We start from the raw sequence: 16,772 nt of genomic DNA on the forward strand, positions 1-16,772 counted from the left end.
ATGTTTTAAAAACATTATTTGATAAAGAGTAGTTTAGAGTTGATTTTTAGCATGAAAAAGCCTCATTTTATTTAATAAAAATGAGGCTTTTAATTTTTATAAAGTTTTGTTCAATTACTGTAAGCTTATTTGTGCTACAGAGTTCTTTACCGAAGCTACACTATTTCCTCCTTTAGGCTCTATTGTTATGCTTAATGCTAAAGCATCTTCCATATAAGGGATATTTCTAAGCTTTCTATCTGCTTCGTTTAAAATACCTAAACTTACCATTTTACCTTGTATATCTGCCCATATTTGGTAGCATTGCTCTTCTGGTAATTCTGGTAAAGATACCACATCAATCATTGATGTTTTTTCTTTTGGATTAATGTATGCTACAGTTTTTAAGTTTTTGGCTCTTTCATTTCCTGTGATAATATATTTTTCAGTTTCAGGATTATTAAGCTTTAATAACTGACGCATAACATTGTCTAGCATTTTGTTGTTTTTCTCAATATCTCCACGTAAATCAAAAATTTCATCAACAACAACCTGGTTTTCTTCAGATAGTTTTTGGTTTTGACTGTAGAATATATAAGAAGTTCCTGCAAAAAGTAACGCTGCAATACTGGCTGCAATACTAAATTTGTACCACTTTTTGTATTTTATCTGAGTGTTTAATTTAATAACAGGGCTTTCATCAAGTTCATCTAAAATGTTATTTAAGATGCCTTTAGGGGCTTCAACGGCATTACTTTTAGCAACCACTTCTAGGTTGTATTGTAATGTATTGTAGGCATTCTGTACTTCTGGGTATTTTGAAATGTAAGACTCCACCATTTCTGTTTCAACAGAAGTAGTTTCACCTAGTAGATATTTGTCTAATAGGCCAGAATTTAAAAAAGTATTTATTTTCTCATTCATGACTATGTTTAGTTAAGGATTGTAAATTTTTTTCAATTCTCGTAATCCAATTTTTAATCTCGATTTGATTGTTCCTAACGGAATATCAAGTTCGTCGCTAGCTTCTTGTTGTGTCATGCCCTCAAAAAAGAGCGCATTAATAACAATTTGATATTTCTCATCTAAACTACTTAGATGCTTTTTTATATCTAAAACATCCTGATTTAATTCTCCAGATGATACTTTATATACGGCAGAAGTTTCTATTTGGACTTCTTTACCATTTTTATTTTTAAGAGACCTAACTTTGTCAATAGCAGTGTTATACGCAATTCTGTATAGCCAGGTAAATAGTTTTGCTTTGCTAGAATCGTATTTTTTTGAATATCGCCAAATTTTAACAAAAGTTTCTTGAAGCACATCTTGTGCAGTGTCCTCATCTGTAATTACTTTTTTAATAACACCGTAAAGTGCATCAGCATAGTTTTCGTATAGTAAACTAATGGCTTTTTTGTCGCTTTTTTGCAACAATGCAACTATTTCTTTTTCTATGGCTGAAATCAAGCTAAGTTGGTTTAGTTTATAATGTTATTAAATAAAAATAATATCAAAGTTAGAAATTTCTTTTAGATTATAAGATATTCACTTCGGCTTCAATAGAAATATCAAAAAGGCGTTTTACAGTTTTTTGAATTAATCTTGAAAGATTTAAAATGTCTTCACCTTTTGCATCACCATAATTTACAAGTACTAAGGCTTGGTTTTTATGAACCCCATAATTGCCAAAACGTTTGCCTTTAAAACCTGCTTTTTCAATAAGCCAACCAGCAGGTACTTTTACTTCATTTTCATTTACTGGATAACTGGGAATATCTTTAAAATTGTATGTAAGTGTATTAAATTGATGTTTTGAAATTACAGGATTTTTAAAAAAACTACCACTATTACCAATGTCTTTTGGGTCTGGTAATTTGCTTTTTCTAATTAAAGTTACTGCATTTGAAACATCTTTTATAGTAGGTTTTGTAATGCCCATTTTTTCAAGTTGAAATGTAATGGCGCCGTAATTAGTATTTAAGTTATGACTATGCTTAGTAAGTTTAAAAATTACACTAGTTATTATAAATTTTCCTTTTGCATGTTGCTTAAAAATGGAATTTCTGTAACCAAAATCACAGTCGGTTTTTGTAAATTTTTGAATTTGATTATTCTCTAAGGAAATTGCTTCACAAGATTCAAAAACATCTTTAAGTTCAACACCGTAAGCACCAATATTTTGAATAGGAGCCGTACCAACATTTCCTGGTATTAAAGATAAATTCTCAATACCACCAAAACCTTTATCAATACACCAAAGTACAAATTCATGCCAATTTTCACCTGCATTAGCTTTTACATGCACAACATCATCATCTTCAAAGGTAATTTCTATGCCTTTTAAATTGATGTGAATAACCAAACCATCAAAATCTTGTGTTAACAGCATATTACTGCCACCACCTAATAAAAGTTTGTTTGGAAATTCGTTTAATGATAGTATTTGCTTTAAATCATCAATATTACTAATTGAAACAAAATGCTTTGCTAAAACATCAATGCCAAATGTATTGTATGGTTTTAAAGATATATTTTTGAGTATTTGCACTAGTCTTTATAAACTTTTAAGGCTTCTTTTAAAATATTTACTGCTTTTATTAAACTTTCTTTTTTAAGTACGTACGCAATCCTGATTTGGTTTAAACCTACGCTTGGGGTTGAGTAAAATCCGCCAGCAGGAGCAACCATAATAGTCTCGCCATCAACATCAAAATGTTCCAGTAACCACTGTGCAAAATCATCTGAATTTTTTACAGGCAATTCTGCAATACAATAAAAAGCACCTTTAGGTTTTCCTACTTTAACACCTTCTATTTTTTGCAATTCTGATACTAAAGTGTTTCTACGCTCAACATATTCTTCAATGACATCATCAAAATAACTTTTTGGTGTATCAAGTGCAGCTTCACTGGCAATTTGAGCTAAGGTTGGTGGGCTCAATCGTGCTTGAGCAAATTTTAAAACAGTTTGTATAACACTTTTGTTTTTAGAAACTAAACAACCTATTCTTGCACCACACATGCTGTAGCGTTTTGAAACGGAATCAATCATTATAGCATGGTCTTTTAAACCAGATTCTTGCATTATAGAATAATGTGTATTGCCATCGTATGTAAATTCTCTGTAAACTTCATCAGCAATTAAAAATAAATCATGTTTTTTTACAATAGCTGCAAGTTTTTGTATGTCGCCTTTTGAATAAAGGTATCCTGTTGGATTTCCGGGATTACATATTAATATAGCTTTAGTTTTTGGTGTAATTAGTTTTTCAAATTCCTCAATTGCAGGTAATGCAAAATTGTCTTCAATTTTTGAAATTACAGGAACTACTTTAACTCCAGAAGCTGTTGAAAAGCCATTATAATTTGCATAAAATGGTTCTGGGATAATAATTTCATTATCAACATCCATAATACTTCCGAAGGCAAAAAGTAAAGCTTCGCTTCCACCAGTAGTTACAATAATATCATCATGACTAACATCTATATCATGCTTACTGTAATAGTTTGCAATTTTTTGTCTGTAAATTTCAGAACCTTCAGACCTAGAATAAGCCAAAACCTCAATATTACTATCCTTTACAGCTTGTAAAGCAATTTGAGGAGTTTTTATATCTGGTTGCCCTATATTTAAGTAGTAAATAGATTTGCCATTTTTTACAGCTTGTTCTGCATATGGTACTAATTTACGTATGGGAGATTGAGGCATTAACTGCCCTTTTTTAGAAATTGACGGCATTTATTATTAATTATTTCACAAAGTTGAGAAAATTATCTTAAAGTTTTTTTAAAAAATGGCTTTAAATAAATATGATAATTGAAAGATTAGTAAATTATAGTACCAAACTAAATTTTCTTCTATGAAAAAGTATTTATGTTTATGTGTTTTACTTTTCTGTATTTATAATTTAGGGTTTTCTCAAAATAAGTTTGTAGTTCAAAACAAGAAACAATCTGATAAGGTTAAATTTAAATTAATAAATAATTTAATTGTATTACCTGTTGAAATAAATGGAGTTACCTTATCTTTTTTACTAGATACAGGTGTAAGTAAACCAATTATTTTCAATTTTTTAAATGTTTCTGATACATTAAATATAAAAAACACTGAAACCATTTATTTAAGAGGGTTAGGTGAGGGCGAATCTGTAAAAGCGCTTAAGTCTGAGAATAATATTTTTAAGGTTGGTGATGCCATTAAATTAAACCAGGATTTATATGCAGTTTTTGATGCTAATTTAAACTTTGCTCCAAGATTAGGAGTGCCTGTGCATGGAATTATTGGATATGATTTATTAAAAGATTTAATCGTTGAGATAAATTACTCGAATAAGTATATAAGATTGACTAATCCAGAAAAATATCGTTATAAAGATTGTAAAAAATGTGAAACCTTGAATTTAGAATTTTATAATAGTAAACCTTATTTAAATGCCAAAGTTGAGATTAATAAAAAAGAAATACCTATAAAACTCTTAATAGATTCTGGTGGGAGTGATGCATTATGGTTGTTTGAAGATGATTCTTTAGGCATAAAGTCTAGTGATAAATTTTTTAATGATTTTCTTGGTCACGGATTAAGTGGAAGTGTTTTTGGAAAAAGATCGAAAATAGATGTGTTCTCTTTAAAACATTTTAAGTTAATTAATGCTAATGTTGCTTATCCAGATTCAAGTTCCATTTCTTTTGCAAGAAAGTTTAAAGACCGAAATGGTAGTTTAGCTGGGAATATTCTAAAACGGTTTAATTTAATTTTTGATTATTCTAAAGCTATAGTTACTATTAAAAAGAATTCTCTTTTTAGAGAAGATTTTAGCTATAACAGAAGTGGTATTGAGTTAGCACACGAGGGTATAAGGTTAGTAAAAGAAATTGATAATAAGGTTTTTAAAGATGGTAAAGGTGGATTACAAAATAATCAAACCATAAACAGTAATACCATTGTTATAGATACTCAATATAAACTATCATTAAAACCAGCCTTTGCAATTGTAGAATTACGTAAAGATTCACCAGCAGATAAAGCAGGATTATTAATTGGAGATATTATTTTAAATATTAATAATAAACCAACATACAATTACTCTTTACAGCAATTAACGCATATCTTTTATGATGATATTGGAAAAAGAATTAGATTAAGAGTTGATAGAAATGGTGTAATCTTAAACTTTAATTTTGTTTTAGAAAGTCCTTTTTAAAACAAAAAACCCAAGCATTAACTTGGGTTTTTGAATATATTATTTCGTTTAATATTATTGCTGAACAATACTTTTTTCTTTTTTATCAAGTAAACTAGCTTTACTTGAGTCTATAACTTCACCTTTAATCTTTAAAGCTACAGTAGGTGTTTCAGCGTTAGACATAACTGTAATAGTTTTTCTAATTGGGTTTACTCTATTTGTATCGTATTTTACCTCAATTTGTCCAGTTTTTCCTGGTAAGATTGGTTCTTCCGGTTTTTTAGGAATAGTACAACCACAACTAGACGATACTTTAGAGATTATAAGAGGCTCATTACCTGTATTAGTAAATTCAAACACTCTTACGCCGTTTGATCCTTTTTCAATAGTTCCGTAATCAATAGTTTCAGATTTAAACTCAATTTTTGCTTGAGCATTCACTGTAAAACTGATCAATCCGATAAATAAAATAGTAATTAATTGTTTCATGATTTTATTCTTTTATTATTTGTTTTTAATACATTTATAGTCAATATGTTATAAGTGTATATTTGTCGTATTTTCCTTGATTTCAATCCAAACATACTCACTTTTTCTACAATCTGCAAAAATAATAGATGTAATGCAGGTATATTAACATAATTAACATAGTTAAAAGTACGTATAACTTTTATGCGATTCAGTTTAAAAACTGTTAAAATGTGCTTTATTCTTTTTTATCTATAATTAATATCACTTTCACAGAAAAAGAAATATAAGTACTTTTGCACATCATTATTCAAAAACTATTCCAAAGATGAGTATTCCATCAAAATATGATGCACAAACAGTAGAGAGTAAGTGGTATGATTACTGGATGAAACATAATTATTTTCATTCAACGCCAGATGCTAGAGAGCCATACACTATTGTAATTCCACCACCAAATGTAACTGGAGTTTTGCATATGGGACATATGTTGAATAATACCATTCAGGATGTTTTAATACGTCGCGCGCGTTTACAAGGGAAAAATGCATGTTGGGTTCCTGGAACAGATCACGCATCTATAGCAACAGAGGCTAAAGTTGTTGCAAAACTAAAAGAACAAGGCATAGATAAAAACGACTTAACTCGCGATGAGTTTTTAGCACACGCTTGGGAATGGACGCATGAATATGGAGGTGTAATCTTAGAACAGCTTAAAAAATTAGGTTGCTCATGTGATTGGGATAGAACCAAATTTACAATGGACGACGATATGTCTGAAGCTGTAATAAAAGTTTTTGTTGATTTATATAACAAAGGATTAATTTATAGAGGATACCGAATGGTAAACTGGGATCCTGAAGCAAAAACAACTTTATCTGATGAGGAAGTAATTCATGAAGAACGTCAAGGAAATCTATATTACATAAATTATAAGATAGAAGGAAGCGATGATACCTTAACTATAGCTACAACACGTCCTGAAACTATTTTTGGTGATACTGCTATTTGTATCAATCCAGAAGACGAACGTTTTGCACACTTACGTGGAAAAAAAGCAATTGTACCAATTTGTAATCGTGTAATTCCTATTATTGAAGATGAGTATGTTGATGTTGAGTTTGGTACAGGTTGTTTAAAAGTAACGCCTGCACATGATGAAAATGATAAAAATCTAGGAGATAAACATAAATTAGAGGTTATAGATATCTTTAATGAAGATGCTACTTTAAATAGCTTCGGATTACAATTTGAAGGTCAAGATCGTTTTGTAGCTAGAAAGAATGTAGCAAAAGTATTAGAAGAAACAGGTGTTTTAGTGAAAACTGAAACACATCTAAATAAAGTTGGTACGTCAGAGCGTACAAAAGCAGTTATCGAACCAAGATTAAGCGACCAATGGTTCTTAAAAATGGAAGAGTTGGTTAAACCAGCAATTGAAGCTGTTTTAGGAGAAGATCCTGAAATTAAATTATTTCCAAAGAAATTTGAGAATACCTACAGACATTGGATGGAGAATATTCGTGATTGGAATATTTCACGTCAATTATTTTGGGGACAACAAATTCCTGCTTATTTCTATGGAGATGGAAAAGAAGACTTTGTAGTAGCCGAGAGTAGAGAAGAAGCTCTAAAATTGGCTCAAGAAAAAACAGGAAACTCTACTTTAAAAGCTGAAGACTTAACTCAAGATACTGATGCTTTAGATACGTGGTTCTCATCTTGGTTATGGCCAATGAGTGTGTTTGATGGTATACGTAATCCAGAAAACGAAGACATAAAATATTATTATCCAACTAACGATTTAGTAACTGGACCAGATATTTTATTCTTTTGGGTTGCACGTATGATTATTGCAGGCTACGAGTATAAAGATCAAAAACCGTTCAATAATGTATATTTAACAGGTTTAGTTCGTGATAAGCAACGTCGTAAAATGAGTAAATCTTTAGGGAATTCTCCAGACGCTTTAAAATTAATAGAAGATTATAGTGCAGATGGTGTTCGTGTTGGTTTATTATTAAGTAGTGCAGCAGGAAACGATTTAATGTTCGATGAGGCTTTATGTCAACAGGGAAAAGGCTTCGGTAATAAAATTTGGAATGCTTTTAATTTAACTAATTTATGGGAAGTTAGTGAAACTATCGAGCAGCCAGAATCTAGTAAAATCGCTTTAAATTGGTATGAAGCGAAGTTTCAAACGGCATTAGTTGAAATTGAAGATCATTTTAGTAAATATAGATTAAGTGATGCTTTAATGGCAATTTATAAATTGATATATGACGATTTCTGTGGATGGTTATTAGAGATTGTAAAGCCAGCTTATCAACAACCAATTGATGCTGAAACTTACAATAAAGTAATGTCAATATTTGAAGATAATCTTAAAATATTGCATCCATTTATGCCATTTTTAACCGAAGATATATGGCAATATATAGCAAAACGTACACCAGAAGAAGCATTAATAGTTGCAAAATGGCCGGAAGCAAAACCAATAAATAAAGAGATAATCTCTCAATTTGAATTTGCTTCAGAAGTTATTTCTGGAATAAGAACCGTTAGAAAAGAAAAAAACATTGCATTTAAAGATGCTATAGGTTTTTCAGTTATAAATAATGAAAATTCAAACACTGCATTTGATGAAGTTATTGCAAAACTGGGAAACTTAGAAACGATAGAATATGTGCAAGAACCTGTTGAAGGTGCTTTAACCTTTAGAGTAAAATCTAATGAGTATTTTATACCAATGGAAGGAGCAATAGACGTAGAAGCAGAAGTGAAAAAATTAACTGAAGAGTTAAATTACACTGAAGGCTTTTTAAAATCTGTACAAAAGAAACTTTCTAACGAGCGTTTCGTTACAGGTGCACCAGAACAAGTTGTGGCTAGTGAAAAAAAGAAAGAAGCTGATGCTTTGGCTAAAATAGAAACACTTAAAGCGAGTTTAGCGAGTTTAGGATAAGTTTTTAATTTCCATCTATTCAACATTAGGCAATTTATAACTTTTTAGCACACCAATTAAACCTAAAATAGAAAGTGCTAAAATAATTACTTCAATAGAAATTATAGAAATTAAGGCTGTTAATCCGCCAGTTACTAGTAATATTAAGCCAATAATGGTGTTGCTAACAGCCACATAATCAATTCGCTTGTCTCCCTCAGCCATATCTACAATATATGTTTTTCTGCCTAAGCGAACACCACCATGCGCAATTCCTAGAATAAAAAATGCTGTGGGGTAAACCCATAATGAAGTTCTTAAATTTGAAGGATATATAGCAATAATAAACATAATTATACCCAATAATGAAGCAATTAACACACTAATTGTCATTACATTTTTACTTGATAAATCAGCCATTTTACCCCAAATAGGAGCACTTATTGTTGATGCAATGCCATTAGCAATAATGAATAAAGCCAATAAAAAAACATCTTTTCCTAAATAATTTTGAGCTAATAAAACATAAAATGGGCTTGATAAAGCTGAACATAATAAGAGTGATCTTGCAACAATGAAATTTCTTAACTGCTTGTCTGTTTTTAATAAACTCATTTTCGAAATTATACCTTGAGATGATTTTTTATTCTGTTGATTAGCTTCTGGAAATTCTTTAATCTGCGAATAAAATATAGCAGCAATAAGCCATAAAATGGAAGCAAAAAATATCAAATAACTGTAAAATTGTATACTGGCTTCGGTTTTTGATTTGTAAAGTAAAAACACTCCTATAGCAGTAACTAAAATTCCTGATACAGATACTGTATAGCCTTTTAGTTTTCCTCTTCTAGTTTTTGGTATGGCTTTACCCAATACATCTTTAGAAGATAAAGAACAAATGCTTCTGGCTAAACTAAAAAAAACAAGCGCTAAAATTATAAACCAACCAGCTGTAACACCTTTAAAAGTTAATGCTATAAACCCAATGGAAGCTATTGCAAGAAACTGACAAAAAGAACCAAAAATCCATAACCATTTTCTTTTTTCTTTAGACTTGACAAAGTCAGATAAAGCAACTTGAGGGATCATAGAAAATGATTCTCTAATAGGTGTTATAAAACTAATAAGATAAACAGGAGCATTAACAAAACTCATTACCCAAGTTAATACAGTTTTAGGATTGCTTAACGCATCTCCTAATTTGGTAAAAACACTACTAAATAAAATTAAAAAATAATTTTTAGGTGCATATTTACAAGCTTCATCACTAATATCTGTGCAAATACGTTCATCTTTTTCATTATTTAAAAACTTATATAGTTTATTAGTAACGTTAGTCATGTATTAAAAGTTTTGGAATAAAAATCACTAATTTACAGTAAAAAAGTTTAGAAGATATATTCAATGATGAGCCTTATTGTTTTTTTCTATAAAGCCTATGTTTTAAGAATTAAACTTACTAGTTTTTGATTTGGTTATTTGTTACGTGCTGGCTTTATTTATTAATTCTTTTTTTAATTCAGTTCTATAGATTTGCATTTCCTCTCCAGTTTGAGTACAACAATTTTCTTTTCTCCAAACTGCCAACATCTAAACCTATAAGCTTTGTCGTTGTAATTTAATTTTCCACCAAATTGCCCAAAAGTCATATTAGATTCTTTGGTTTTAAAATATTCGTTATTGGTAGTTTTAATTTTTGTTTTGTGTAAATCTATATCATATTCAATCAAAGTCATTAAAATTCCATTTTTGGGAATTATTATATTTTTTGCCAATGTAAAATTAGTTATTCCTAATTCAGGCTGTCCCTCAACACCGTAAATTATCGCTACATACTGATTGTTAAATCACTTGGGATTTCTAGAGTTTTTTACTATATGATATTTATATTGGTTTGCTGAAATTAATATTCCGATTAATAGAAGAGGTGTTATTTTTTTCAGAATGTTCATTTAGCTTGTAGGTAACGATATGATATAAAATCGTTTTGATGTTTAATATCTACTGTAAACGAAGTTATCATTTTTATCTGTAAAAGTCAATAAATAAAAAAACCACCTTGTTTTCACAAAGTGGTTTTGGTTTATAATAGGATGCTGAAAATTTTCAGCGCGTATCAACTTATTTTATCATTTCGTAGCTACGTTTAATGAAGTTAGTAAGTTCTTCACCTTTAAGTAAACCTTGAGACAATCTCGCTAAATCTAAGCTTTGGTTAATTAAACGCTCTTGTTTCTTTTTGGTTTTAGTATTTAAAATTTCACCTACCAATTCAGAATTCGTGTTTACAACTAAGTTGTACATTTCTGGCATATTACCCATACCAAACATACCGCCGCCACCGGTTTGTTGCATCTCTTTCATTCTACGCATAAACTCTGGTTGCGTTATAGTGAAAGGCGATTCATTACTATCCATAGCTTCTAATTGTACCATAAATTTTTCAGAAGGAATAACTTCTTTAAGTAATTCATCTAAAGTTTTCTTTTGGTCTTCATCTAATTTAGAAATAGTGGTTTCATCTTTCTTAATTAAATTATTAATGTGATCACCATCAACACGTGCAAACGTAATATTTTCTTTAGTGCTTTCTAATTTCTGAATTAAATGTGATACAATTGGCGAATCTAAAAGCAATACTTCGTAACCTTTGGCTTTTGCAGTTTCAATATAACTGTGTTGTGCATCTTTGTCTGAAGCATAAAGAATCACTAATTTATCATCTTTATCGGTTTGATTTGCTTTTATTTTGTTGAATAATTCTTCGTATGTAAAATATTTACCATCAACAGTTGGGTAAAGCGCAAAGGCATCAGCTTTTTCAAAGAATTTTTCTTCTGAAAGCATTCCGTACTCAATTACAATTTTAATATCGTTCCATTTTGCTTCAAAATCTTCACGATTATTATTGAATAACGATTTTAATTTATCGGCAACCTTTCTGGTAATATAAGATGAAATCTTTTTAACCGCACCATCAGCTTGTAAGTAAGAACGCGATACGTTTAAAGGAATATCTGGAGAATCAATGACACCACGAAGCATAGTTAAAAACTCTGGAACAATACCTTCAACATTATCGGTTACAAAAACTTGATTTTGATACAGTTGAATTCTGTCTTTTTGAATATTTAAATCGTTCGTCATTTTTGGGAAATATAAAATCCCTGTTAAATTGAACGGATAATCTACATTTAAATGAATGTTGAATAACGGCTCCTCAAATTGCATGGGGTACAACTCACGATAAAAACCACTATAATCTTCATCTTTTAATTCTGTGGGTTGTTTTGTCCATGCAGGATTTGGATTATTGATTATATCATCAACCGTAATTTGTTTGTGTGGTTCAGTTGTTTCTTTACCGTCTTTATCTTTTGTTGTTTTAGGCGTAAAGTCTGGATCGTTTATTTCTTTAGTTCCAAATTTAATTGGAATGGGCATAAACTTGTTATACTTTAAAAGTAACTCTCTAATTCTACTTTCTTCTAAAAATTCTGTAGAATCTTCAGCAATATGAAGAATGATTTCTGTGCCACGTTCTTTTTTATCAGCTGTTTTTAATGTGAATTCTGGCGAGCCATCACAACTCCAATGTGCAGCAGGTTCACCTTTAAAAGACTTTGTGATAATTTCAACTTTTTCAGCAACCATAAATGCTGAATAGAAACCAAGACCAAAATGACCAATAATTCCTGAATCTTTAGCAGAATCTTTGTATTTATCTAAAAACTCTTCAGCTCCAGAAAAAGCTACTTGATTGATGTATTTTTCAACTTCATCGGCAGTCATACCTAAACCTTGGTCTATAATATGAAGCTTCTTGCCTTTTTTATCTACTTTAACTTCAATTTGCGGATTACCATATTCTACTTTAGCATCACCAACGTTTGTTAAGTGTTTTAGCTTTAAAGTAGCATCTGTAGCATTACTGATTAACTCACGTAAAAATATTTCGTGGTCGCTATATAAGAATTTTTTAATGAGTGGAAAGATGTTTTCTACCGATACATTAATATTTCCTTTTGTCATGATATGTGTGTTTTGTTGTTGTTTTAATTACATCAGAACAATAGTCAACAAAAATGCCAATTCACTAAATATGACAAACTGACATTTTATGAACAATATTTTATCGTACTATTAATATTGTTTAAATTGCATCCTTCTATTTTGTCAATTTGATAAAATTTAGCTTTAAAAAATGTATATTGAGTAAAAATTTGAATATGTATAATTCGAAAATAATAGGATTAGGTAAGTATGTGCCTGATAATGTGGTGACAAATGATGATTTGTCTAAAATGATGGATACCAATGATGCTTGGATTCAGGAACGCACAGGTATAAAAGAAAGACGTTGGATAAAAAAAGGAACTGAAGATACTTCTGCAGTTATGGGTGCTAAAGCCTCTAAAATTGCTATAGAACGTTCTGGTTTAACCAAAGATGATATAGATTTTATTGTGTTTGCAACCATGACACCAGATTATTATTTCCCTGGTTGTGGTGTACAAATACAAGATATGTTAGACATGAAAACGGTTGGAGCTATAGATATTAGAAATCAGTGCTCTGGTTTTATTTATGCCATATCAGTTGCAGACCAGTTTATAAAAACAGGTATGTATAAAAACGTTTTGGTTGTTGGTGCAGAATACCATAGCAACGGTTTAGATAAAACAACCAGAGGTAGAGGAGTAACGGTGATATTTGGAGATGGAGCAGGAGCATGTGTATTAACCAGAGAAGAAGATGCTACAAAAGGTATTTTATCAACACATTTGCATAGCGAAGGAAAACATGCAGATAAACTTATTGTTAAATCACCAAGTATTGCACATTGGGTTCCAGAAATCCTTGAAACTAAAGATGAAGATTTATCGTATTTCCCTTATATGGATGGGCAGTTTGTTTTTAAACATGCTGTAGTTCGTTTTAGTGAAGCCATTATGGAAGGTTTGATTAAAAATGGATTGAAAAAAGAAGATATTGATATGTTAATACCACATCAAGCTAATTTGAGAATAGCTCAATTTATACAAAAGAAATTTGGTTTAAATGATGATCAGGTTTTTAACAACATAATGAAATATGGAAATACTACAGCTGCGTCTGTAATTATTGCATTAACTGAAGCTTGGGAAGAAGGCAAAATTAAAGCAGGTGACCATGTTGTTTTAGCGGCATTTGGTAGCGGATTTACTTGGGGTAGTGCTATAATTAAATGGTAATCTAATTATTCAGAATACATTTTTGAATCTTGAAATAAAACAAAAAACCCGAAACTATATAGTTTCGGGTTTTTCTAGCTATTAATCAACTTCAACTAACACTAATGTGAAGAATCTTATTGTATTAGACGTAAAAAGTCTATTTATATTGCATGAGTTTTTAACATTTAACTTTTTTTAACAGGTTTAAAGAAAAAACCCGAAATATGAGTTTCGAGTTTTAAAATATACTAATCTTTAAATACGAAGTTTTTCTTGTGTAGACGACTAACTCTAAATAATTATTCTTTCGCTTTGGCTAGATTGTATATTACGTTTAACGTTGTGATATTGTGTTTATTGTATAAAATTTAAATTTTTTTTAAAAATTTTTGCTTTTTAAAAGCAAAACCCCAAAACATATATGTTTTGGGGTTTTTTATTTAATAAACTTGCAATAACACTAACCATCAATTATTATGCAGATTATTAAATTTTATATTTTATAGGAAGCCTCCGCCACCAGATGATGTGTTGTTGTCTCTTTGTTTTCTTCTAAGGGCACGGTATTTACCACCACCGAATCTGTAGGATAATGCAATATTCCAAGTGTTACTTTCCCAGTTAAACTGACCTAGTGAAGGATAAGGTGTGTCACCTTCAAATTCAAAATTCATAGTATTTAATATATCACTGTAGTTAAAACTGAATGTAGCTCTATTTTCTTCTAAGAAACTATAACGAAGTCCAGTATTTAGCATGAACATAGGTTTTCTGGTAAATTGAATACCTTTTTCTTCGCCACGGTACATTGTAAATAATGAAAAACTTAAGTTTTTACTAGCTTTAAAATTGTTAAACAATCTTAAGTTCCAAACAATGTTATCTACTTCGGTGTCTAATCTTATAATATCGTCTTCAGTGGCATTTTGCAAGTCGTCTGTATCGATAATTTCAGTAATACCCTTTTGTGTTTGCGAGTATAAATCAAAACTACCATTTAAACTCCACCATTTTGTAGGTCTGTAATTAGTTGAAAACTCAACACCATATGCAGAAGTGTTATCAAAATTATCAAAAGATAGAATAGCATTAGCTGCAGGAACGTTTGATCTGTCTATGTATACAAAACGGTTAATATTATCTTCTATTAATCTGTAAAATATTCCGGCAGTTATACTACCTTTTTTTAGTTGTCTTGTGTAATTTGTTTCTATAGAATTTGTAAACTGGGGCTGTAATTCTGTGTTCCCGAAAGAAGAAATACGAGGTGTGCTCCATTCTCTAATTGGGTTTACTTGTTGTAGCCCAGGTCTGTCAATACGACGACTAAAACTTAATTGATATGAGTTTTTATCTGAAGGATTGTAAGTTAAAAAGGCTGACGGATATACTTGAAAATAATCATTTTCAAAAGGTGTTGCTTCTGTACTATTATCATCAAATATTTTTAATGCATTTGCAGTTTCATTAACCTGTTCTGCACGAAGACCAATTTGATAGTTCCATTTTTCCAAGGTTTTTCCAAAAGTAAAATACGCCGAATAAATATCTCGGTTGTATTCAAAGTCTGTACTAGGTGTTTGAATTACGCTACCTGTACTTGAAAAAGTTTGTCCGGTAGACATATAGTCAATATCAGAATCAAATAAACGCGCTTCTAAACCTGCTTCAATTTTAGTTTTCTCGTTTAAAGGGTTTACATAATCAACATTTATAGTGGTTTGATTTCGTTCGGTATCAACATTATCAATATAATTTGGAGGAAAATCAAAATTAACAAAGCTGAAATTCGCAATTTCATCTTGCTCAAAATCGTTGTAATCAATTTCTATTTCAAGCGTTTCGTCTTCGTTATTAAATTCATGCTTATAAGCTAAGTTATATTGTCCTGATGCATTATCAGATAAGTTATTAAATAATTGATTTTGAATTGCGTTATTAAAACTTAAAATAGTATTACCAAAACCATCACCTTCAAATATATTTTGATTTGTAAAGAATGAAATGGTATTGTTGTCATTCATATAAAAATCTACACCAACTTTATATAAATGTGATTTGTTGTTGTTTCCAAACTTAAAATCTTGTCTGGAATCATCATCTAAACGATTGATGTAGCCAAAATTGTCATATTTACCAATATTATTACCGTAGTTACCATAGAAATTGAACTTTCCGTTTCGGTAATTCATATCTACAGAACTATTAAATTTTGCAAAAATTTCTTTAGTTAAACCCAAATTAATGTTTCCATTAAAGCCGATTTGAGTGTTTTTGTGAAGCTTAATGTTTATTATTCCACTCATACCTTCAGGATTATATTTTGCAGAAGGGTTGGTAATTAACTCTATTTGTTTAATAGATGTAGAAGGAATTTGTTTTAATAATTGTGCTATTGGAACATTGCTTAATTTGCCATCAACCATAACACGTACGTTTTGGTTTCCTCGTAAGCTAATGTTACCAGATTGTTGGTCTACACTAACAGAAGGAATATTATTCATAATATCGCTTGCTGTAGCGCCTGCTGTTGTTAAATCTTTTCCAACGGTAATAACCTTTCTGTCTACCTTTTGTTGTATGGTTGAAGTTTCGGCTACAACAGTAACAGCGTCTAAGCCTTCAGCTTCTTCTTCTAATAGAATATTTCCTAGGTTTACTTTGTAGTTACCTTTGTCTAACGTTACATTTTTAGTAACCGTTTTGTATCCAATATATTGAATGCTTACAGTAACTTTTCCTTCTTCAATTTTATCAATTTCAAAAGAGCCATCATCAAGCGTAATACCACCTGTTAAGGTTTCGCCTGCTGGGTTTTTTATAATAATATTTACATAAGGTAAGGGTTGTTTTAACTCTGCGTCTAATACAACTCCTGATACGGATCCGGTTTTATCTGCATTCTTTTCAGGGTCTGTGGAATGTGCTTTTACGGAAATAGATAGCAATAGAAAGCACACAAAAAGTAGTTTTTTCATTTGAT

At 30.4% G+C, this 16,772-nt stretch carries 12 protein-coding genes; 3 read left to right on the forward strand and 9 right to left on the reverse strand.

Going from position 1 to position 16,772, the window contains the following annotated elements; translation table 11 throughout:
- Window positions 1-114: 114 nt before the first annotated feature.
- The 4 genes from MBM09_RS05835 to MBM09_RS05850 all read right to left on the reverse strand — a co-directional run bounded on the left by MBM09_RS05835 (window position 115) and on the right by MBM09_RS05850 (window position 3,717).
- Window positions 115-903 (reverse strand): anti-sigma factor, encoded by a 789-nt coding sequence (locus tag MBM09_RS05835; protein WP_238675908.1) that lies wholly within the window; start codon window positions 901-903, stop codon window positions 115-117.
- Between the two features lie 12 nt (window positions 904-915).
- The gene (locus tag MBM09_RS05840; protein WP_238675909.1) at window positions 916-1,446 is read right to left on the reverse strand and encodes an RNA polymerase sigma factor; all 531 of its coding nucleotides are present in this window, start codon (window positions 1,444-1,446) and stop codon (window positions 916-918) included.
- A 67-nt stretch (window positions 1,447-1,513) separates the two neighbouring features.
- Complete coding sequence (gene murB, locus MBM09_RS05845; protein ID WP_238675910.1) at window positions 1,514-2,527, reverse strand: UDP-N-acetylmuramate dehydrogenase; 1,014 nt, start codon at window positions 2,525-2,527, stop codon at window positions 1,514-1,516.
- The gene (locus tag MBM09_RS05850; protein ID WP_238675911.1) at window positions 2,527-3,717 is read right to left on the reverse strand and encodes a pyridoxal phosphate-dependent aminotransferase; all 1,191 of its coding nucleotides are present in this window, start codon (window positions 3,715-3,717) and stop codon (window positions 2,527-2,529) included. Before MBM09_RS05850 ends, murB begins: the two co-directional genes overlap by 1 nt.
- Before the next feature lie 121 nt (window positions 3,718-3,838).
- On the opposite strand from MBM09_RS05850, the gene MBM09_RS05855 reads away from it, so the two are divergent.
- Window positions 3,839-5,179, forward strand: a complete 1,341-nt coding sequence (locus tag MBM09_RS05855) for a retropepsin-like aspartic protease (protein ID WP_238675912.1) — start codon at window positions 3,839-3,841, stop codon at window positions 5,177-5,179.
- Window positions 5,180-5,233: 54 nt separating this feature from the next.
- Here the strand turns inward: MBM09_RS05855 and MBM09_RS05860 are convergent, their stop codons facing one another.
- Window positions 5,234-5,650, reverse strand: coding sequence for a DUF1573 domain-containing protein (locus MBM09_RS05860; protein ID WP_238675913.1), 417 nt, complete (start codon window positions 5,648-5,650; stop codon window positions 5,234-5,236).
- Between the two features lie 307 nt (window positions 5,651-5,957).
- On the opposite strand from MBM09_RS05860, the gene MBM09_RS05865 reads away from it, so the two are divergent.
- Entirely contained in the window at window positions 5,958-8,594 is a 2,637-nt protein-coding gene (locus MBM09_RS05865) for a valine--tRNA ligase (protein ID WP_238675914.1), read from the forward strand.
- Window positions 8,595-8,609: 15 nt separating this feature from the next.
- Here the strand turns inward: MBM09_RS05865 and MBM09_RS05870 are convergent, their stop codons facing one another.
- The 3 genes from MBM09_RS05870 to htpG form a co-directional block, all read right to left on the reverse strand.
- A complete protein-coding gene (locus MBM09_RS05870) occupies window positions 8,610-9,914 on the reverse strand; it encodes an MFS transporter (RefSeq protein ID WP_238675915.1) in 1,305 nt (434 codons plus the stop codon).
- Between the two features lie 173 nt (window positions 9,915-10,087).
- The gene (locus MBM09_RS05875) at window positions 10,088-10,309 is read right to left on the reverse strand and encodes a hypothetical protein (RefSeq protein ID WP_238675916.1); all 222 of its coding nucleotides are present in this window, start codon (window positions 10,307-10,309) and stop codon (window positions 10,088-10,090) included.
- Between the two features lie 385 nt (window positions 10,310-10,694).
- A complete protein-coding gene (htpG, locus tag MBM09_RS05880) occupies window positions 10,695-12,605 on the reverse strand; it encodes a molecular chaperone HtpG (protein ID WP_238675917.1) in 1,911 nt (636 codons plus the stop codon).
- 197 nt (window positions 12,606-12,802) lie between these two features.
- Here htpG and MBM09_RS05885 point away from each other — a divergent pair, with 197 nt between their 5' ends.
- The gene (locus MBM09_RS05885) at window positions 12,803-13,807 is read left to right on the forward strand and encodes a 3-oxoacyl-ACP synthase III family protein (RefSeq protein ID WP_238675918.1); all 1,005 of its coding nucleotides are present in this window, start codon (window positions 12,803-12,805) and stop codon (window positions 13,805-13,807) included.
- Between the two features lie 482 nt (window positions 13,808-14,289).
- On the opposite strand, the gene MBM09_RS05890 is transcribed toward MBM09_RS05885, so the two are convergent.
- Window positions 14,290-16,767 carry a TonB-dependent receptor domain-containing protein gene (locus MBM09_RS05890; protein ID WP_238675919.1) on the reverse strand — a complete coding sequence of 826 codons (2,478 nt, stop codon included), beginning with the start codon at window positions 16,765-16,767 and terminating at the stop codon, window positions 14,290-14,292.
- Window positions 16,768-16,772 lie beyond the last annotated feature (5 nt).

This window comes from Flaviramulus sp. BrNp1-15, assembly GCF_022259695.1.
Lineage (GTDB): Bacteria > Bacteroidota > Bacteroidia > Flavobacteriales > Flavobacteriaceae > BrNp1-15.